This window comes from Streptomyces sp. NPDC001513, from assembly GCF_042894695.1.
Classification (GTDB): Bacteria; Actinomycetota; Actinomycetes; order Streptomycetales; family Streptomycetaceae; genus Streptomyces.
Window position 1 is genome coordinate 81,844 of the sequence record NZ_JBIAVU010000024.1, and the last position, 18,482, is coordinate 100,325.

Annotated in this window: 19 protein-coding genes; 4 read left to right on the forward strand and 15 right to left on the reverse strand. The window is 73.8% G+C overall.

The genetic code is table 11. The features are described from left to right. Positions 1-3 precede the first annotated feature (3 nt). Both ACFYZ4_RS38230 and ACFYZ4_RS38235 read right to left on the reverse strand, forming a co-directional pair. A complete protein-coding gene (locus ACFYZ4_RS38230) occupies positions 4-555 on the reverse strand; it encodes a GNAT family N-acetyltransferase (protein WP_390786168.1) in 552 nt (183 codons plus the stop codon). Further along, positions 552-1,343 carry a carbon-nitrogen family hydrolase gene (locus tag ACFYZ4_RS38235; protein ID WP_351289865.1) on the reverse strand — a complete coding sequence of 264 codons (792 nt, stop codon included), beginning with the start codon at positions 1,341-1,343 and terminating at the stop codon, positions 552-554. The genes ACFYZ4_RS38230 and ACFYZ4_RS38235 overlap by 4 nt, the downstream gene beginning before the upstream one ends. 150 nt (positions 1,344-1,493) lie before the next feature. On the opposite strand from ACFYZ4_RS38235, the gene ACFYZ4_RS38240 reads away from it, so the two are divergent. Beyond that, a complete protein-coding gene (locus ACFYZ4_RS38240) occupies positions 1,494-2,318 on the forward strand; it encodes a maleylpyruvate isomerase family mycothiol-dependent enzyme (RefSeq protein WP_351289867.1) in 825 nt (274 codons plus the stop codon). A 48-nt stretch (positions 2,319-2,366) separates the two neighbouring features. Here the strand turns inward: ACFYZ4_RS38240 and ACFYZ4_RS38245 are convergent, their stop codons facing one another. From ACFYZ4_RS38245 to ACFYZ4_RS38255, 3 genes are all read right to left on the reverse strand, one after another. Further along, positions 2,367-3,365, reverse strand: a complete 999-nt coding sequence (locus ACFYZ4_RS38245) for a helix-turn-helix domain-containing protein (RefSeq protein ID WP_351289869.1) — start codon at positions 3,363-3,365, stop codon at positions 2,367-2,369. Between the two features lie 48 nt (positions 3,366-3,413). Continuing rightward, the gene (locus tag ACFYZ4_RS38250; protein ID WP_351289944.1) at positions 3,414-4,670 is read right to left on the reverse strand and encodes an MFS transporter; all 1,257 of its coding nucleotides are present in this window, start codon (positions 4,668-4,670) and stop codon (positions 3,414-3,416) included. A gap of 131 nt (positions 4,671-4,801) precedes the next feature. After that, positions 4,802-5,485 carry a GntR family transcriptional regulator gene (locus tag ACFYZ4_RS38255; RefSeq protein WP_351289871.1) on the reverse strand — a complete coding sequence of 228 codons (684 nt, stop codon included), beginning with the start codon at positions 5,483-5,485 and terminating at the stop codon, positions 4,802-4,804. 144 nt (positions 5,486-5,629) lie between these two features. Here ACFYZ4_RS38255 and ACFYZ4_RS38260 point away from each other — a divergent pair, with 144 nt between their 5' ends. Then, positions 5,630-6,817 carry a DUF418 domain-containing protein gene (locus ACFYZ4_RS38260; protein WP_390786169.1) on the forward strand — a complete coding sequence of 396 codons (1,188 nt, stop codon included), beginning with the start codon at positions 5,630-5,632 and terminating at the stop codon, positions 6,815-6,817. Here the strand turns inward: ACFYZ4_RS38260 and ACFYZ4_RS38265 are convergent. The 4 genes from ACFYZ4_RS38265 to ACFYZ4_RS38280 all read right to left on the reverse strand — a co-directional run bounded on the left by ACFYZ4_RS38265 (position 6,789) and on the right by ACFYZ4_RS38280 (position 10,769). Then, the gene (locus tag ACFYZ4_RS38265) at positions 6,789-7,130 is read right to left on the reverse strand and encodes a protease inhibitor I42 family protein (RefSeq protein ID WP_390786170.1); all 342 of its coding nucleotides are present in this window, start codon (positions 7,128-7,130) and stop codon (positions 6,789-6,791) included. The two genes, ACFYZ4_RS38260 and ACFYZ4_RS38265, sit on opposite strands and share 29 nt — an antisense overlap. Positions 7,131-7,159: 29 nt before the next feature. Next, complete coding sequence (locus ACFYZ4_RS38270; RefSeq protein WP_390786171.1) at positions 7,160-9,055, reverse strand: C1 family peptidase; 1,896 nt, start codon at positions 9,053-9,055, stop codon at positions 7,160-7,162. Positions 9,056-9,206: 151 nt separating this feature from the next. After that, complete coding sequence (locus tag ACFYZ4_RS38275) at positions 9,207-10,052, reverse strand: hypothetical protein (RefSeq protein ID WP_390786172.1); 846 nt, start codon at positions 10,050-10,052, stop codon at positions 9,207-9,209. Positions 10,053-10,499: 447 nt separating this feature from the next. Next, positions 10,500-10,769: a glutaredoxin domain-containing protein gene (locus ACFYZ4_RS38280; RefSeq protein ID WP_390786173.1), complete on the reverse strand. Its 270-nt coding sequence runs from the start codon at positions 10,767-10,769 to the stop codon at positions 10,500-10,502. A gap of 132 nt (positions 10,770-10,901) precedes the next feature. Here ACFYZ4_RS38280 and ACFYZ4_RS38285 point away from each other — a divergent pair, with 132 nt between their 5' ends. Further along, positions 10,902-12,107, forward strand: coding sequence for a DUF1266 domain-containing protein (locus ACFYZ4_RS38285; protein WP_351289883.1), 1,206 nt, complete (start codon positions 10,902-10,904; stop codon positions 12,105-12,107). Positions 12,108-12,182: 75 nt separating this feature from the next. After that, positions 12,183-12,602: a PPOX class F420-dependent oxidoreductase gene (locus tag ACFYZ4_RS38290; protein WP_351289885.1), complete on the forward strand. Its 420-nt coding sequence runs from the start codon at positions 12,183-12,185 to the stop codon at positions 12,600-12,602. Positions 12,603-12,627: 25 nt separating this feature from the next. On the opposite strand, the gene ACFYZ4_RS38295 is transcribed toward ACFYZ4_RS38290, so the two are convergent. From ACFYZ4_RS38295 to pdhA, 6 genes are all read right to left on the reverse strand, one after another. Beyond that, entirely contained in the window at positions 12,628-13,392 is a 765-nt protein-coding gene (locus tag ACFYZ4_RS38295; RefSeq protein ID WP_351289887.1) for a hypothetical protein, read from the reverse strand. 60 nt (positions 13,393-13,452) lie between these two features. Beyond that, positions 13,453-14,388, reverse strand: a complete 936-nt coding sequence (locus tag ACFYZ4_RS38300) for a GNAT family N-acetyltransferase (RefSeq protein ID WP_351289889.1) — start codon at positions 14,386-14,388, stop codon at positions 13,453-13,455. A gap of 58 nt (positions 14,389-14,446) precedes the next feature. After that, complete coding sequence (locus ACFYZ4_RS38305; protein WP_390786174.1) at positions 14,447-14,623, reverse strand: hypothetical protein; 177 nt, start codon at positions 14,621-14,623, stop codon at positions 14,447-14,449. 163 nt (positions 14,624-14,786) lie between these two features. Then, complete coding sequence (locus ACFYZ4_RS38310; RefSeq protein WP_390786175.1) at positions 14,787-16,193, reverse strand: dihydrolipoamide acetyltransferase family protein; 1,407 nt, start codon at positions 16,191-16,193, stop codon at positions 14,787-14,789. Positions 16,194-16,205: 12 nt separating this feature from the next. Next, on the reverse strand, positions 16,206-17,186 hold the full coding sequence (locus ACFYZ4_RS38315) for an alpha-ketoacid dehydrogenase subunit beta (protein ID WP_384346310.1): 981 nt from the start codon (positions 17,184-17,186) through the stop codon (positions 16,206-16,208). Then, entirely contained in the window at positions 17,186-18,394 is a 1,209-nt protein-coding gene (gene pdhA / locus ACFYZ4_RS38320) for a pyruvate dehydrogenase (acetyl-transferring) E1 component subunit alpha (protein WP_351289897.1), read from the reverse strand. Before pdhA ends, ACFYZ4_RS38315 begins: the two co-directional genes overlap by 1 nt. Between the last annotated feature and the right edge of the window lie 88 nt (positions 18,395-18,482).

Here is an 18,482-nt window from a genome sequence, read left to right on the forward strand (position 1 = left end):
GGGCTAGGGCAGCACCATCACGTCGTAGGCCGGGTGCCCGTCCCCGTACCGGGCCCGGCCCACCTTCCGGTAGCCCCACGTGGCGTAGGCCGTCCGCGCCGGTGCGGCCTCGGGGTCGGGGCGCACGGTCAGCGTGATCCGCTCGGCCTCCTGGTCCGCGATCAGGAGCCGGTGCAGGGCGGCCGCGACGCCCTGCCGCCGCCAGGGCCCGCGCACGGCGAGTTCGGCCACGTTGAAGGTCCGCCGGCCGTCCTCCTCGACGAAGGCGTCGTCGAGCGGCTCCTCCAGGGCCCTCCACCACCCGGTGTCCGGGGGCAGCCGGTAGCCGTACGAGAAGCCGACGAGCTCGTCGCCGTCCCGCGCCAGGACCAGCCGGAAGCCGTCCCGCACGGCCTGCCGCCCGGCGCGCTCGCGGAAATCGGCGGCGTCCCGGGGGCCCTCGCGGTACGGGGGTTCCGCGTAGACCTCCTGGTAGACGCGTGCCAGCGCGTCCAGCCGCCGTACCACCTCCTCGGTCCGCCCGATCCGCTCGTACGTCAGACCAGTGGGGGTCACGCCTGGTCGCCGCGGCCCAGGCGGCGGTCCTTCAGGGCCGGGAACTGGTCGCGGGTTTCGGCCACCTTGGCCGGGTCCAGGTCCACCGTGAGGACGGCCTCGCCGGGGCCGGCCTCCGCCAGGACCTCGCCCCACGGGTCCACCACCAGGCTGTGCCCGGCCTGTTCGACGCCCGCGTGGGTGCCGGCCAGCCCGCACGCCAGGACGTACGACTGGTCCTCGACGGCGCGGGCCCGGTTGAGCAGGGTCCAGTGCGAGCGGCGGCGCGCGGGCCAGCCCGCCGCGACGACCATCGTGGTGGCCCCGGCGTCGACCAGGCCGCGGAACAGCTCCGGGAAGCGCAGGTCGTAACAGGTGGCGATGCCGAGGGTCTGCTCCGGCAGCTCCACCGTGGTCAGGGAGTCGCCCGGCGACATGAGCACCGCCTCGCCCTGGTCGAAGCCGAAGCGGTGGATCTTCCGGTAGGTGGCGGCCAGCTCGCCCGCCGGGGAGAGGACGAGGGCGGTGTTGTAGAGGGAGCCGTCGCCCGCGCGTTCCACGACCGAGCCGGCGTGCAGCCAGACCCCGGCGTCGCGGGCGGCCTTGGACATGGCCTCGTAGGTCGGGCCGTCCAGGGGTTCCGCCTCGGTCTCGAACTGCTCGTAGGCGAAGGCGCCGACGGGCCACAGTTCCGGCAGCACGACGAGGTCGGAGCCTTCCTGCTCCCGTACGAGCTCGGCCACGCGGGCACGTCGGGAAGTCACCGACTCGCCCTCGTTCACTGCGATTTGGATCAGCGAGGCGCGCACACTACCACCGTCCTGGCGTTCAAGCCGTCAACTCGGGCCTACGATCGTCACACGAAAGCACTGCCGGGGTGCTCACCGGCAGCGTAGTTTTGGAAACTGAGTCCACTGCTTCCGAAAACGCGCCACTGAACAGCACCGCGAGGGGTCCCGTTGACCGTCCATCCCAGCCTTCAGCCCTATGCCGACGCGTGGACGCACTCCATCGAGGCAATATCCGAGCTGGTCCTCCCCCTGACGGAGGGCGAGTGGAACCGGGCGACGCCGTGCCCCGGCTGGTCGGTCCGTGACGTCGTGTCACACATCATCGGCATCGAATGCGAGCAGCTCGGGGACCCGCGGCCGATCCACACGGTCGCGCGTGACCTGCGGCACGTGGTGGACGAGTTCAGCCGGTACATGGAGGTGCAGGTCGACGTGCGGCGTCACCACACCGCGCCGGAGATGACCTCGGAGCTGGAGTACACCGTCATCCGGCGCGCGCGGCAGCTGCGCAACGAGAAGCGGGATCCGGACACGATGGTGCGGGGTCCGCTGGGTGAGCAGGTGACGCTGGAGCACGCGCTGCGGCTGCGCGCCTTCGACGTGTGGATCCACGAGCAGGACCTGCGGGCGGCGCTGGGCGTGCCGGGGAACTGGGACGCGCCGGGCGCGTACGTGGCGCGGGACATGCTGCTGGCCGGGCTGCCGAAGGTGGTGGCCAAGCGGGCGGGCGCCCCGGCGAACTCGGCGGTGGTCGTCGACGTGCACGGTCCGCTGGAGTTCATGCGGACGGTACGGGTGGACGCCGACGGCCGCGGCACGGTCGACAAGGCGCCGTCGCTGGGCCCGGCCGTGACGCTGACGCTGGACTGGGAGACGTACGTACGGCTGGCGGCGGGCCGGGTGCGGGCGCACACGGTCGCGGACCGGGTGAAGGTGGAGGGCGACGCCGAGCTGGCGGAGGCCATCCTCACGCAGTTCTCCGTCACCCCGTAGGAACGCCGCCGTACGGGCGCCGTCCTACGGGCCGTCGTACGGGCCGTCCTACGGGCCGTCGTACGCGCCCCCGGGCGGGCCGGCCTGCGCCGCCGCGCGGCGGAACGCGGTGGGGCTGATCCCGTACGCCTCGCGGAAGGCACGGCTGAAGGCTGCGGCGTTGCCGAAGCACCAGCGGGCGGCGATGTCGTGGACGGGCCGGGCGGCCAGTTCCGGGCGGGCCAGATCGGCGCGGCAGCGTTCCAGGCGCAGGCGCCGGACGGTGGCCGAGACGCTCTCCGCCCCGTCGCGGAACAGCAGGTACAGGCGGCGTACGGAGATGCCGTGCGCGGCGGCGATCAGGGCCGGGGTGAGCTCGGGGTCCCCCAGGTGGTGCTCGATGAAGGCGTCGATCCGCTCGCGCAGGGCGCGGGCGCGGGCCTCGGCGGGCAGTTCCCCGTAGGCGTCGACGCGCTGGGCGAGGACGGCGGCGGACAGTTCGACGGCGACCGTGCCGAGCCGCTTGAGTTCCTCCGGCGAGCATGCGGAGCCGTGCGTGCCGAGCGAGGTGAGGAACTGGGCCAGGATGGCCGCCATCCCGCTCTCCGCGCCGATGCGGCGGCCGAGCAGCGGGTCGATCCGGCCGGCGCGCAGGGGCAGCGCGGTCCTCGGGAGCTGGACGACCAGCGCGCCGAGCGTGCCCCGCCCGGGGTGGCAGTCGGCCTCGAAGGGGTGCGAGGTGTCCCAGAGGATCATGTCGCCGGGGGCGAGTTCCGCTTCGGCGCCGCACTGGGTGAACCACATCCGGCCGCGGGTCAGCAGCGACAGCTGGTACTGCTCGGGGTCCCCGCGCCGGATGAGTGCGGGCGTGCGCCGCGACCGCACGTGCGAGTACGCGAAGGACGACACCTGTACGGCGCCGAGGTCCAGCGCGGCCGCGTCCGCCTGGAAGTCGGCGGAGCGTTCACTGGCGAGGACGAGCGGCATCAGCGAGTGGGAGATGACGTCGTTGAACCAGTCGAACCTCTCCACCTCCGGCACGGTGGCGGCGGACAGCTTCGTCCACATTCCTGCGCTTCCCCCTCCTGCTGCCGCTCCCTCCCCGGGACTGCGGCCCTACGCTCCCTCGCGCCCTGCGGCGTCCGGCAGGGGACACGCGCGGGACACCCGCTCCGGTTCCGCCTCCCGGGCCAGTGCGCGGCGGCGCAGCCGGAGGATCTGGGAGACGCCCAGCGCTTCGAGGACGAACACCGTCGAGAAGGCGATCCGGTAGTTGTCGCCGGTGGCGTCGAGCAGCACGCCCACGGTGAGCAGGGTGGTCATCGAGGCGATGAAGCCGCCCATGTTGGTGATGCCGGAGGCGGTGCCCTGGCGCTGCGCCGGGTTGGCCGGGCGGGCGAAGTCGAAGCCGATCATCGACGCCGGACCGCAGCCGCCGAGGACCAGGCACAGGGTGATCAGCAGCCACATCGGCGCCGTGTCCCCCGGGTAGGCGAGGACGGCCGCCCAGAGGAGGGCCGTGAGGCCGACCGTGCCCAGTGCGAGCGGGATCCGTGCGGACTGGCGGCGGCCGACGGCTTGGCCGTAGACCAGCCCGAGCGCCATGTTGGAGGCGACCACCAGCGTCAGGAGTCCGCCCGCGGTGGTCCGCGACAGCCCCTGTGCCTCGACCAGGAAGGGCATGCCCCACAGCAGCAGGAACACCATCGCGGGGAACTGCGTCGTGAAGTGCACCCACAGGCCGAGGCGGGTGCCGGGTTCCGCCCAGGACTCGCGGATCTGACGGCGGACGAAGCCGCCCGCCCCGGCGCCGCCGCGGGCCGCGGGCGCCGGACCGTACCCCTCCGGGTGGTCCTTCAGGAACAGCACCAGCGGCACCAGCACCACCAGCCCGGCCACCGCGCTCCCCGCGAAGGCCGCCGTCCAGCCGACGCCGTGCAGGACGGGGGCGAGGACGAGCGTGGAGACGAGGTTGCCCGCCATGCCGACCAGCCCGGCGAGCTGCGCCATCAGCGGCCCGCGCCGGGCCGGGAACCACCGGGTGCCGAGCCGCAGCACCGAGATGAAGGTCATCGCGTCGCCGCAGCCGAGCAGCGCCCGCGCGGCGAGCGCCATCCCGTAGGAGGGGGAGAGGGCGAAGCCGAGCTGGCCGACGGTGAAGAGCACCGCGCCCAGCGTCAGCACCTTCTTGGTGCCGAGCCGGTCGACCATCAGGCCCACGGGTATCTGCATGCCCGCGTAGACGAGCAGTTGGAGGAGGGAGAAGGCGGCCAGCGCCGAGGCGTTGACGTGGAAGCGGTCTGCGGCGTCGAGACCGGCCACGCCCAGGCTGGTACGGAAGATCACCGCCACGAAGTAGACGGCGACGCCGATGGACCAGACGGCGACGGCCCGTCCGCCGCCGGGAGGGTCCTGGAGCGGCTGCGGCGCGGTCCCCCGCGCGCTCGCCGGGTCGGTCCCCCGCGCGCTCCCCGGCTCGGTCCCGCGCGCGGTCACCCCGGCGGTCACCGGCCCGGCCCCCGGACCAGTGCCCCGACCCGCCCGATGTGCCCGCGGACCGCCGCGGCGGCCGTCTCCGCGTCCCCGGCCCGCAGCGCGTCCAGGATCTCGGCGTGCTCGGCCAGCGTGCGCTCCAGCCGGTCGGGGTGGGCGTGCAGCAGGGCCACGCCCATGCGCAGCTGCCGGTCGCGGAGCTGGTCGTAGAGCCGGCACAGGATCTGGTTCCCGGCGTTGCGCACGATCTCGGCGTGGAAGCCGCGGTCGGCGGCCATCATCGCGGCGAGGTCGCCCCCGGCGGCGTGCCGGCGCTGTTCCTCCAGCAGGGCCGCGAGCCGCTCCAGCAGGCCGGGCGGCGCCGGTACGGCTCTGCGCACGGTGAACTCCTCGACCAGCAGCCGGGTTTCCAGCACGTCCGTGATCTCCTGCGCGGAGACCGGCAGCACCAGCGCGCCCTTCTTCGGGTACAGCTTCAGCAGCCCCTCGGTCTCCAGGCGCAGCAGCGCCTCGCGGACCGGGGTGCGGGACACCCCGACGGCCTCGGCGAGTTCGCCCTCGGTGAGGAGGGTGCCGCCTTCGTAACGGCGGTCGAGAACCCCCTCCTTGACGTGCCGGTAGACGCGTTCGGCGGCGGTTGGCGTGGCAGTGAGGGTGGGCGTGGCGGTCGGGGCGGGAGGCGCGGCGGACGGCATGCGCACAGGATAGATACATGAGGGGTGCACGGGCCGCCCCGTCCGGGATGTGGACCTCCGCCCCGCCCGGTGCATCGAAGGATGTACGCGGGCCTCGTCCACCCGCAGGACGTACGGGGCCCCGCGCGCCGGGACGCTGAAGTCATGGCCCACACGACCCTCGTCGCCCCCCAGGTGACCGCGACCCGGCTCCCCCTCCTCGACGTCCTGCGCGGTGCCGCCATCCTCGGCACCCTCATGACCAACGTCTGGATCTTCGCCTCCCCCGGCTCGGAGTGGAGCGTGCTCCAGGGCGGTCTGGGCGCGCCCGACCCGCTCGCGGACCCCTCCGCGGCGCACCTCGCCGAGACCGTGTTCCGGTTCCTCGCCGACGGGAAGTTCCTGTCCCTGCTGACGATCCTGTTCGGGGTCGGCCTGGCCATCCAGTACGACTCCGCCGCCCGCCGCGGCGAGCCGTGGCCCGGGCGCTACCCGCGACGGGCCGCGTTCCTCTTCCTGGAGGGCACGGTCCACTTCGTCCTCGTCTTCGCCTGGGACGTGCTGATGGGGTACGCCGTCACCGCCCTGCTGGTGGCCTGGCTGCTGGCCCGCTCCGAGAAGGTGCGGAGGGTGGCCATGTGGACCGCGGGCGGACTGCACCTGGCCCTCGTCGCCCTCGTGACGCTCGGGGACCTCGCCGGGCCGGCCTCCGCGCCCGAGGCCCCCGACCCCGAGGCCGTCCGGCTCTACGCCCACGGCAGCTGGGCCGACCAGATCGCCTTCCGGCTCGACCACGCCCTCGCACTGCGCATCGAGCCCGTCTTCTCCTTCGGCCTGCTGGTCTTCCTCTTCCTCCTCGGCGTCCGGCTGCACCGCGCCGGCGCCTTCGCGCCGACCGCCGCCGGGCACCGGATCCGGGTCCGGATGGCCGCCTGGGGCCTCGGCCTCGGCCTGCCGCTGGGCGCCGCCGCCACGCTGGGCGGATCCGACTTCTTCTTCCTGGGCCGCTACGGCACCGCCCCGCTGATCGCCGTCGGGTACATCGGCCTGATCGGCTGCGCCCTCGACCGCTTCCGGGTGCGCGGCGCCGACGCCCTCGGCTCCGTCGGCCGCACCGCCCTGTCCTGCTACGTCGGCCAGAACCTGCTGTGCATGCTGCTCTGCTACGGCATCGGCCTGGGGCTCGCCGACCGGCTGGGCGGCAGCGGGCCCTGGTGGGTGATGGGCCTGTGGGCGGCGGTGAGCCTGACGCTGCTCGCCGCGTCCCGGCTGTGGCTGCGCCGCTTCGAGCGGGGCCCGCTGGAGGCCGTACAGCACCGGATGCTCAGGCGGCGCCGCCCGGCCGCGGGGTGACGCCCTCCCGCGGGGTGACCTCCACGTCCAGCACGAACTCGTCGTACGGGGCCTCCTGCGGGTAGGGCGGCCGGACCTGCGCGAAGCGGATCCGGGCCCGGCCGCCGCCCGGGGCCAGGCCCCGTACGACGTACGTCCGCTCGACCGCGGCCCCGGGCAGACCGTCGCCGGCGGCCGGCGACCCCTCCGCCACCGCCACCACGTCCGCGTCCCCCGTGACCTGCCAGGTCCACACGTACCCGCGCGCGCCGCGGCCGGTGAGCCGCAGCTCGTACGGCTCACCGGGGCTCAGCACGACGCTCCGTACCTCCACGCCCGCCAGGTCCTCTCCGCTGCCGGATCTCAGCCGACGGGGCCGATGACCGCCCCCTCGTGCCAGCCCGCGCCGTCCCGCCAGTAGTGCTGGAGGCGGCGGTCGGTGCGCAGGACCACGACTTCCAGATTGAACCCGAAGCTGCCCTGGAGCATCCCGGTGACCGCGGCGACGTCGTGCCCGAAGACCGTGCTGCGGGTCCAGGCCGCGCCGGCCGCGTTGCCCCGCCACCAGTGCTCCACGCGCCCGCCGGCGACGGCCACGCACAGTTCGTGGTTCCCGGCCGTGTCCTCGTCGGCGGCCCCGTACTGCCCCTCGATCAGGCAGGGCGCGGAGACGGCCGGCGTGCCGCTGCCGAAGACCTCCCCGGCGCGCCAGGCGAAGCCGTTCGGATCGTCGCGCCACCACAGCTGCATGCGGCCGTCCGTACGGGCGGCGACGAGGTCGAGGTGGCGGCCGCGGGTCTGGACGAGGGCGGGCCCGAAGTGGGCGATGCCGGAGGCGAAGTGGCCGCCGTCGTTCCAGGTCCAGGGGGCGCCGTTGATGCGCCACCAGTGGTTCAGGCGGCCGTCGGCGGTCCGTACGACCACCTCGAAGTTGCCCGGCTTGCCGTAGTCGCTCTGGATGAAGGCCGGGGTCGAGCCGACGGCCGCGTCGCCCGGCCCGAAGGCGCCGCCGTCGCGCCAGACGCGCACGGACTGCTCGAAGTACCAGTGGCGCAGCCGGCCGCCGGTGGTCACGTGCAGGGATTCCATGTTGCGGTTGTAGGTGGTCCCGGTGAAGGCGGGCTGGCCGGAGGCGTCGTTCGCGAAGGCGTCCGCGCGGGCCCACGCGAAGGGGGCGTCGCCCTCGCGCCACCAGTGCTGGAGCCGGCCGCCGGTGGTGGTGGCGAGGAGCTCGAAGTTGCGGTGGGCGCGGCCGTTGCCGCTCTCGTAGACGTTGCCGGTGTGCAGGCGGCGCTTGGTCCACGGGTCGATGTTGGTGCCGCGCAGGCCGCACTTGGCCCAGTGGTCGATGTCGACCTCGCCGTAGGCGATCCGGCCGTAGCCGCCGACGTGGTAGCCGGTCCCCCAGGAGTTCTTGAACAGCCAGCAGCCGGCCGCGTCGTCGTAGCCGACGATGAGCACGCAGTGGCCGCCCGCGAGCTGGTCGCTGGTGCGGTGGTAGACGCCGGAGCCGAGGCCGAAGAAGTCGTCGTACACGTCGAAGCAGGCGGTCAGCGGGCCGACCGTGTCCAGCCAGACCTTCTGCTGCTCGACGTCGCCCAGCCGCACGTAGTCGGGGATCCGGACGGTGCGCCCGGACCGGTCCCAGCTGGGCGTGTACTCGGCGCGCCAGGCGTCGCGGCGGGCGGCGGGCAGACCGGCGGGCGGGGTGCTGTACGGCCAGCAGTCCGGGTCGGCGAGCCCGCCGTTGTCCTTGATCCAGTCGAGCGCGGTCTCCGGATTGGAACCCTGCCCGCAGGTGAAGCGCAGGCCGTCGTGCACGTCCCCCTCGGAGCGCTCCGCCCATACGCAGTGCTCGATGCGGGCCATGGACTCCACCAGGCCGGCGGCGCCGAAGGCCCAGCAGGAACCGCACGGGTTCTGGTCCTTGACCTTGGTGATCCACGGCCAACCCCAGCGGCTGCGCCAGTCCACGGCGACGGGCCGGGCCGCGCCGGCCGTCGGCGGGCCCGCCAGGAACCCGTGGGCGGCGCGGCGCCGGGTCAGGTGGGGATTGCCGCTCGGGTGACCGAGGAGCGCCCCCAGATCGACGGGCCCCACGTCCTCGGCGGCCGTCAGGTTCGCCCCGGGCTCCAGACCGAGCGAGGGCCGCGGCACCGGCTCCTCGTCGGCCAGGTGCTCCAGTACGGACCAGCGCGCCCCCCGCGCCGCGAGCCGCGCCCGCAGCTCCCCCACCGTCTGGACAGACTCCTCCGGCATACCGGCCCCCCAGTGTGCAACCGCTCGGATGCGAGACCCGCGAGCGTCCCTCCGTCACCGGGGGGCGTCAAGGGGGTCCGCACGGTCGCGCGGTGGCATGGGGGGGGCGTGCCGCCCGGCCTTCACCGGGGCCGGGCGGCGGCGCTCGCGGTTACCTGACGGGGAGTGGCGGAACCGGGAGCGGGAGGGCGGGCAGGCCGGGCAGGCCGAGGCCGGTGAGCAGGGCCACGAGGGCGGCGACCAGGTCGGTCACGACGCCGGTGGCCTTGTCCTTGGCGTCGGTGGAGCAACCGCAGTGCCCGGCGGCCTTGGTGAGGCCGTCGACGGAGCCCTTGAGCTTGTCGATCGCGGCGGTGGCCACGTCCAGGGGGCCGGCGGCCTTCTTGACCGAGACGGTGGTGGCGACCGGCAGCTTCGGAACGGGAACCGGAAGCGCGGGAGCCGGGAGCGCGGGCGCGGGCAGGGCGGGCGCGGGCAGAGCGGGAGCCGGGAGCGCCGGGGCCGGGAGCGCGGGAGCCGGGAGCGCGGGCGCGGGCAGGGCCGGGGCCGGGAGGTCCACCGGGAGCTTCGGCGGCTCCACGGGCAGCGCCGGCGGCTCCACCGGCAGGTCCACGGGCGGCTGGACCGGCAGTTCGGGCACCGGCACGGGCAGCGCCGGAGCCGCGGGCAGGCTCTTCTTCAGGTCGGCGAGGGCGGTGTCGACCTTCTCCTTGAGGGCGGCCAGATCCGCCTCCGGGAGCTTGCCGTCCGGCGACTTGAGCACGGCGGCGAGGAGGTCGGTGACGGGCTTGAGCAGCCCGCCGACGGCCCCCAGCGACTGCACCTGCGCGAGCAGCGCCTCGGTGCCGGGGATGACCTTCCCCGCGACCGGGGCGGGCGGCCGCTCCGGGGCACTCGCGGCGCTCGCGAGGCCGGGGGACGCGGCCAGCAGGGACACGCAGAGGGCGGCGGGGACGGTGAGGCGGGTGTAGCGGGTGAAGCGGGTGAAGCGGCGCAACGGATCTCTCCTGTCTGGGACCTGGGGCATGGGACGTGCCCCACCTGGGGCATGGGACGTGCCCCGCTCCACGTAGGGACACCCCGCCGGCCCCCGCAACCGGGACCCCACCGGGCCGCGCCGGTGACACGCCGCGCAACCGGCGTACGTACGCCCCTGACCAGCTGGTACCTCATCACCCCCTGGTGATGCCCCGTCAGCCTGGCCCCTCGGGGCCCCTCGGGCAGACCGTCGGAACCTTCGCCGTGGCCGCCGTCGCCTTCCTCTGGCGCGTCACCAGGCCCTGGCGCAACGCCACGGACAGGAGCGACCTCCCGCCCGCCGAGCGCAAGCGCCTGCAGGGCAGACGGAACCTGGTCGTCGTCCCGGCCACGGTCGTGATCACCCTGCTCGTGGCGGTGAAGACCGCGGGCTGGGCCGACCCGGACACCGGTCCGGCTCGCGGCTTCAGGGGCGCAGGGCCTCGCGGATGCGGCGGACCGAGGGGTTCACCATGGCCGGGTGGGCGCCGACGACCACCGTCGGGACGGTCTCGTTGCCGTCGGCGACGCTGCGGACGAAGGCCGCCGCCTCGGGGTCCCGCCAGATGTTGACCTTCCGGTACGGGATCCGGGCCAGGCGCAGCTGCGTGCGGAGCTTGATGCAGAACGGGCACCCCGGCCGCCAGTACATCGTGACGGCGTTCGCCGTGGCGCCGTTCGCCGTGACGTCGTTCATCGCGCCACCCGGTGGACGGAGTTCGCGCACGGGATCCTGGTCATGCCCCGCAGCCTATGCCGGAAACCGCCGATCAGGGTGAGGGCCGTACGGGCCGGACCGCCCGCGGAGGGGCCCGTATAAGGTCCCCGTATGGGCACCTGGATCGCGCCGAGCGTCATCGAGAGAGAGCTGTACGAGGCCAAGACCTCCGGCGACTGGGCCGCGTACTTCGACGTACTCGCCCGCGCCCAGCTCTATCTCGCGCAGCCGCGCGTCCAGGCGGACGCGCACCCCGAGTCGGTGTTCTTCCACGCCACCCCGGACCGCATGCTCGTCGTCCACACCGCGGGCATGCTGCCCGCGCCCACCCCCGAGTGGGTCTACGAGTCCCACAGCCTGGACTGGTACGCCAAGGTCTGGGCCCCCACCGACCCCGCCTTCCTCGCGGTGAACCCGGGATCCCCCACCGAGGCCTACCTCACCACCACCCCCGCCGACCTGGCCCGCTGGCGCGCGCACGCGGACGCCGCGCCCGCGTACGGCCTGCCCGAGGGGAAGGTCCACGGCCTCTTCACCGGCGGCCCGCTGCACGGGCCCATCGCGCACGGCCTCGCCATCGGCGGCCATCTCGCCGTGACGAACGGCGAGTTCTGGAACGCCCTGGCCCACCACGGCAGCGGCTACCGGGCCGAGCGCCGCCGCCTCGCGAAGTGGTGGGGCATCACCGACCGCGCCGACTGGCTCTCCAGCCTGGAGCAGCTCCTGAGCGTGGACATGGTCAGCCCCGTCTGGGAGTACGCGCTCCGCGTCCGCCGCGTCCTCGCCTCCGACTTCGCGGGACCCGTCGACGTCGAGCACTGGCGGCACGCCGCCGAGGCCAGCCTGCGCCGCAGCGCCGAGCGTTCCGCCGAGCCGCAGCTCACCCCCGACGGGGTCACCGTCGCCCAGCCGCGCCCCACCGCCGAGGTGGAGGGCGAGATCACCGGGGTCAAACGCCTCATCGGCCGGATCGCCCGCTACGAGCAGCGCTTCCGCGCCGACGGGCTGCTCCCCGAGGACGGCTGGGTCCGTTCGGTGGAGGCCTGGGACCTCGGCCGGGCCTCCCAGATGGCCCGCTGGGGCATCGGCTGCCGCTACGGCACCCTCCACGAGGCCGAGAAGGCCGTACAGCGCGCCGGGGAGGCGGCCCGTCAGACGTACCGCTCGTGGGAGGACTTCTCCGCCGGGTACGTCCTCGGCCGGTGCCTGCACTTCGACGAGGAGGAGTTCGGCACCTGGTACACGAGCGCCCTCGCCGCACACACCGAGCTGACCACCGCCCCGGCCAGTCCGTGGCTCAACATCCCCTGGAAATGACCGACTTCGGTTAGTCACCGGACGCGGCCCGGAAATCGGCGGCGGCCCGGACGCGCCCCGACTAGCCTCGCCGCCATGACTGTTGAGCTGAATGAGACGGTGCGCGGGCTGCTCGACTCCCCGCACCCCGCCGTGCTGTCGACCATCAACCCCGACGGCAGTCCGCAGAGTTCGGTGATCTGGGTGACCCGCGACGGCGGCGACCTGCTGATCTCCACCGAGCAGGGCCGCCGCAAGGAGCGCAACATCGTCCGGGACGGGCGGGTCGGCGTCACCGTCTTCGACCTGGCGAACCCCTTCCTCTACGCCGAGATCCGCGGCACGGCCACCGTCACCGAGGACGTCGGCCGCGCGGTGGCCGTCCGCATCGCCGAGGAGTACCTCGGCCCGGGCGCCGGCAAGGAGTACCGCGACGCCCCGGCGGCGGCCGTCCGCGTGGTCGTCCGCATCACCCCGACCAGGGTCCTCGGCAACGCCGCCCGCGCGGCGGGCTAGGCCGCCCTTTTCGGAGACTGCCCGGTCACGGCAGGTCGGGCCGGACCGCCGACCAGGCGTCGACCGCCTCCGCCACCGGGTCGGCGTCCGTCAGGTGGGGGCGTACGGCGGTCAGCCAGGGGATCAGGGTCTTGATGCGGCGCAGGTGCCGGATGCGGTGGTGCGGGAGGTCGCGCCAGCCGCGGCCCTGCGCCGCCGCCTGCGCCGGGCTGAGGTCGATCAGGGCCAGCAGCTCCCGGGCCAGGGCCGCCGGGTCGCCGCCGCGGGCCGGGCCGAACTGCTGGATCAAGTAGGCCTGTACGCAGGCCAGTTCGGGAGCCCCGACCAGTGCGGGCAGGCCCTCGGCCCGCGCGCACCGGTGGGTGGCGGCCAGCGCGATCCGGCCCCAGCGCAGCCGGACCTCGTCCGGGAGGCGTTCGTCGCGCATCCGCACCCCGGCGAGGACGCGCAGGGTCCGCGGGTGGGGTTCGTCCCGCAGCGGCGGCCCGGTGGCCAGCCAGGCCTCCAGGTCCTCCAGCGAATGCCCGTCGGGCGGCACCGAGGTCAGCACCTGCCCGCGGCTGAGCAGGGCGACCATGGCGCCCGTGAGGTGGACCCTCGCGGTGTGTCCGGCGTCGAAGGAGCCGACGGGCCGCCCGTGCCGCTCGATGTGGCGCAGGCCCATCCGCGAGTCCCCGACGGCGTAGACCTGCCCGGCCCGGGCCACCCCGCCGACGCACCGGACCACGCACACGCCGCCCGTGACGTCGGCCTCCTCGACGGAGTACACCTGCAATTCGGCGATGGACACCCGACCCCCTTCCCCGGGCGGGAGATTACCGCCGCCGCGGGGGCGGGCACACGGCCCGGGTCAGTACGAGGGGCTCTCCAGGACGAGGCGGATCTCGGTGACCTCGTAGCCGGCGCGGTCGAAGGCGGCGGCCATCGGGACGTTGACGGTGTCCGTGGTCGCGGTGATGCGCTGCGCGCCCTCGGCCGCGTGGAAGCGGGTGATCTCGCCCAGGATCTCGTCGATCAGGCCCCGGCCGCGCTGCTCCGGTACGACGCCCAGGTAGCCGACGTTGCGGTGGTACGGGGTCGCCGACGGGATGGCCATGCCCGCGAGGGTGCCGTCCGGGAGGTGGGCGAGCCGCCACCAGGAGCGCTCGCCGGGGCAGTCGAGGTAGAACTCGATGTCCTCGCGGGCCAGTTGCTCCGCCTCCATCGACTGGAGCTCGGTCTGCGTGTGCAGGTCGAGGCTGCCGGTGGACAGCCGGACGAAGGCGTCGAGGAACTCCTCGTCGGTGCCGTCGCGGAAGACGAGCCGCCCGGTGGACTCCGGCGTGCCGGCGGCCGGGGTCCACTCGTAGCGCAGGCGCTCGATCTCGCGCGTCAGACCGGTCTTGTCCGCGGCCTCCCGGCGCCAGGCGATCGCCGCGGCCAGCTCCGGGTCGGCCTGCCAGCCGCGGGGCAGGGAGACGTTGTAGCCGGGCAGCCGGCCGAAGGCGGCGTGGCCGGCCTCCAGCAGCCCGGCGGCGACCGCGGCCGGGTCGGCCACGGAGGCGCGGACCTGGAGGCAGTCGAGCGCGACGGGCTGCTCGCTGTCGGAGCGGCCCCACCACAGGGCGCGGGCCAGGATCTCGCCGTCCTCGTCCTCGGCGAACCAGATCCACTCGGGGCGGATCTGGTTCTCGGCGAGCTCCTCGCGGATCTTCTCGGCGTTCAGGGCGGGGACGGGACCGTCCTCCGGGTAGGCGACGGCACGGTCGAGGTCTGCGGGATCTGCGGAGGCAGAGCGGTAGATCATCCGGTGATGATCACACAGCCCGACCGCTCTGACCAGGGCTTTCCCAGGCCACTGCCGGTCAGATCGACCCCTGGAGGTACACCCGGGTCCGCACGACCGCGGAAGCCGCGGCCGAGAAGGCGAGGGTGCGCTTCTCGCTGGCCACCCGTACGTCGAGACGGTGGCGGGGCAGTGCCGTCAGGGAGATGTCGGCCGTCACCGGCGGCCGCCAGCCCGTCATCTCGAAGTCCTCCACGTGGGAGAACGCGAGGTGGCACTGCAGGGTGTCGCCCGGCCCCCGGTCCCACCGGTCCGGGAACCGCGGGGGTCATGCTCCTCCGCTCCCGCGGTCTTTCCGGCATGCCGATGGCCGGCCTCCGCGGGGGAGGCCGGCCATCGGGTGGGGCGTGGTGCGGGCGTTACGACCAGGTGATCAGGCGGCGGGGGTGTTCCAGGACCGCCGCGATGTCGGCCAGGAAGCGGGAGCCGAGCTCGCCGTCGATGAGACGGTGGTCGAACGACAGCGCCAGGGTGGTGACCTGGCGCGGCTTCACCTTGCCCTTGTGGACCCACGGCTGGAGCTTGATCGCGCCGACCGCGAGGATCGCGGACTCGCCCGGGTTCAGGATGGGCGTACCGGTGTCGACGCCGAAGACGCCGACGTTGGTGATGGTGATGGTGCCGTGCTGCATGTCGGCCGGGGAGGTCTTGCCGTCGCGGGCCGTGGCGACCAGCTCGGACAGGGCCGTCGACAGCTCGCCGAGCGTCTTGGCGTGGGCGTCCTTGATATTCGGGACGATCAGCCCGCGGGGGGTGGCCGCCGCGATGCCCAGGTTCACGTAGTGCTTGAGCACGATCTCCTGGGCCGCCTCGTCCCAGGACGCGTTGACGTCCGGGTTGCGGCGGATGGCCACCAGGACGGCCTTCGCGATGAGGAGCAGCGGGTTGATCCGCAGCCCCGCGAGGTCCGGGTCGTCCTTGAGCTCCTGCACCAGCTTCATCGTGCGCGTCACGTCGAGCGTGATGAACTCGGTGACGTGCGGCGCCGTGAAGGCCGAGCCGACCATGGCCTGGGCGGTGACCTTGCGGACGCCCTTGACCGGGATGCGGGTCTCCCGCGCCGACGCCGGCACCTCGGCCGCCGGGACGGCCGCAGCCGCCACGGGGGCCGCTGCCGGGGCCGCGGCGGGAACGGCCTGCGGGGTGATCGCCGCGGCGGCCGCCGCGTGGACGTCCTCCCGGGTCACGACCCCGCCGTCGCCGGTGGGGACCACCGAGGCCAGGTCGATGCCGAGGTCCTTGGCGAGCTTGCGCACCGGCGGCTTGGCCAGCGGCCGCTCGCCGGTCGGCTGCGCCGGGACGGCGGGGAGCACCGGCGCGGCCGGAGCCGCCGGGGCGGTGCCGTTCTGCGCGGGTGCCCCCGCGACCGCCTTGCGCGGGCGGCGCTTCGTGGACGCGGTGGAGACCCCGTAGCCGACCAGGACGGGCTGGCGGGCCGGGGCGGCGGGCTCCTCCGCCTCGGCGGCGACGACCGGGGCGGCGGCCGGGGCCGCCTCCTGCACCGGCGCCTCGGCACCGGCGCCGGCCTCCGTCTGCACCGAGATGATCACCTGGCCGACGTCGACCGTGGTGCCCTCCTCGAAGAGGAGCGCGTGCACGACGCCGTCGAACGGGATCGGCAGTTCCACGGCGGCCTTGGCCGTCTCGACCTCGCAGACGACCTGACCGTCGGTGACGGTGTCACCCGGCTGGACGTACCACTTGAGGATCTCGGCCTCGGTGAGGCCCTCGCCCACGTCGGGCATCTTGAATTCGCGGATCGTCATGAACGTGGCTCCTCAGTACGCCAGCGAGCGGTCGACGGCGTCGAGCACCCGGTCCAGGCCCGGCAGGTACTCGTCCTCCAGGCGGGCCGGCGGGTACGGGGCATGGAATCCGCCCACGCGCAGCACCGGCGCCTCCAGGTGGTAGAAGCACCGCTCCGTGATGCGAGCGGCGATCTCGGAGCCCATGCCCAGGAACACCGGGGCCTCGTGCACGACGACCAGCCGGCGGGTCTTCTCGACCGAGGTCTGCAGACCGTCGAAGTCGACCGGGGACATCGAGCGCAGGTCGACGACCTCCACCGACTTGCCCTCCTCGGCGGCCGCGGCCGCCGCCTCCAGGCAGACCTTCACCATCGGACCGTAGGCGGCCAGGGTGATGTCCGAGCCCTCGCGGGCCACGCGCGCCTTGTGCAGCTCACCGGGGATGGCCTCGACGTCGACCTCGCCCTTGTCCCAGTAGCGGCGCTTCGGCTCGAAGAAGATCACCGGGTCGTCGCTGAGGATCGCCTGCTGGAGCATCCAGTAGGCGTCGCTCGCGTTCGACGGGGAGACCACCTTGAGGCCCGGGACGTGCGCGAAGAGCGCCTCCGGGGACTCGCTGTGGTGCTCGACCGCGCCGATGCCGCCCGCGTACGGGATGCGGATGACGACCGGCATCTTGATCTTGCCCAGGGCCCGCGCGTGCATCTTCGCGAGCTGCGTGACGATCTGGTCGTACGCGGGGAAGACGAAACCGTCGAACTGGATCTCCACGACCGGCCGGTACCCGCGCAGGGCCAGGCCGATCGCGGTGCCGACGATGCCCGACTCGGCGAGCGGGGTGTCGATGACCCGCTCCTCGCCGAAGTCCTTCTGCAGGCCGTCGGTGATCCGGAAGACACCGCCCAGCTTGCCGACGTCCTCACCCATGATCAGGACCTTCGGGTCCTGCTCCAGGGCCTTGCGCAGCGACTCGTTGAGCGCCTTCGCGATCGACATCTTCTCGACAGCCATCAGTGACCCTCCTCGGCCGACTCGAAGGACGCGAGGTAGGCGGCGAACTGTGCGCGCTCCTCGTCGACGAGCGCGTGCCCGTCCGCGTAGACGTTCTCGAAGATCGCCATGGTGTCCGGGTCGGGCATGGAGCGCACGGCCTCGCGCACGCGCTTGCCCATGGCCTCGCTCTCGGCCTCCAGCTCGGCGAAGAACGCCTCGTCGGCGCCGCCCGTGGCCAGCAGGTGGGCCTTCAGGCGCAGGATCGGGTCCTTGGACTCCCAGGCCGCCGTCTCCTCGTCCCGCCGGTACTTCGTCGGGTCGTCGGAGGTGGTGTGGGCGCCCATCCGGTACGTGAACGCCTCGACCAGCGTCGGGCCCTCACCGCGGCGCGCCCGGTCCAGGGCCCAGCGGGTCACGGCCAGGCAGGCCAGCACGTCGTTGCCGTCGACGCGGATGCCGGGGAAGCCGAAGCCCTGCGCGCGCTGGTAGAGCGGCACGCGCATCTGGCGCTCGGTCGGCTCGGAGATCGCCCACTGGTTGTTCTGGCAGAAGAACACCACGGGGGAGTTGTAGACCGCGGAGAAGTTGAAGGCCTCCATCACGTCGCCCTGGCTGGACGCGCCGTCGCCGAAGTAGGCGATGACGGCCGCGTCGGCGCCGTCCTTGGCCACGCCCATCGCGTAACCGGTCGCGTGGAGCGTCTGCGAGCCGATGACGATCGTGTAGAGGTGGAAGTTGTTGGTGTTCGGGTCCCAGCCGCCGTGGTTCACGCCGCGGAACATGCCGAGCAGGTTGGTCGGGTCGACCCCGCGGCACCAGGCCACGCCGTGCTCGCGGTACGTCGGGAAGACGTAGTCCTGGTCGTTCAGCGCCCGGCCGGAGCCGATCTGCGCGGCCTCCTGGCCGAGGAGCGAGGCCCACAGGCCCAGCTCGCCCTGACGCTGCAGGGCAGTCGCCTCACCGTCGAACCGGCGGGTCATGACCATGTCGCGGTACAGCCCGCGCAGGTCCTCGGTGGTGATGTCGGCGACGAAGGGGGCGAACTCGGCGTTCTCCGCGTTGTCGACGCGGTCCCCTTCGGGCGTCAGCAGCTGTACGAGCTGAGGTACGACATCCTGCGTCTGCGCGGTGGCAGCGGCGGGCTTGGCGGCGCTCGCCGCGCCTGCCGCCCGCTTGGTGCCGCTGCTGCGTCGCGGCTTGCGCGCGGCAGTGCTCTCCACGGTCACGTGTGCTCCTCCGTCGGTCCGGCACCCGGGTTCTCCGGGGTCCAGTGCGGCTCACCTGCATCCGAGACGAGCGCACGGGGTGTGTGCG